Origin of the sequence: Stenotrophomonas sp. RG-453 (genome assembly GCF_033843685.1) — a bacterium.
In the GTDB taxonomy this organism is placed as follows: Bacteria; Pseudomonadota; Gammaproteobacteria; order Xanthomonadales; family Xanthomonadaceae; genus Stenotrophomonas; species Stenotrophomonas bentonitica_A.
This window is the reverse complement of sequence record NZ_JAMYED010000033.1, coordinates 1-419: the sequence shown is the minus strand read 5'-3', so window position 1 is coordinate 419 and position 419 is coordinate 1. Positions and strand designations below refer to the sequence as shown.

The following is a 419-nucleotide window of genomic DNA, read 5'->3' as shown; positions in this document are numbered from 1 at the left end:
GACTATGTGATCTCGCCGACCGCGCCGAACGTGAACTACCCCGCGGACTGGGCTTCGCCCACCAACGATCCGATGAAGCCGTTCGAGCACATCGCCTATACCGTGCCGTGGAATATGTCGGAAAATCCTGCCATCTCCATCAATGGCGGCTTCGACGCCAAGGGTTTTCCCATCGGCGTGCAGATCGTCGGCCGCCGCTTCGACGATATCGGCGTGCTCGGCATGGCCAAGGCGTTCGAAGGCTTGCGCGGCCCGCAGCGGCCCTGGCCGAAGCCGCCAACGAACTAATCGCACCGCCGTCATTCCGGACTGCGCCCTCTTGGCGCAAGCTTGGATGACTTGGGACTGACAGCATGCGAAGCCGCTTGCTTACCCTCCCCTGGAGGGGGAGGGTCGGCTCATGTGGAGCGCAGCGAGAC

Annotated in this window: 1 protein-coding gene; it reads left to right on the top strand. The window is 63.5% G+C overall.

From position 1 onward, the window contains the following. Nucleotides 1–288 (top strand): amidase family protein (locus NJD74_RS19635; RefSeq protein WP_319624832.1); only part of this gene is annotated, 288 nt, incomplete at its 5' end. Between the last annotated feature and the right edge of the window lie 131 nt (nt 289–419).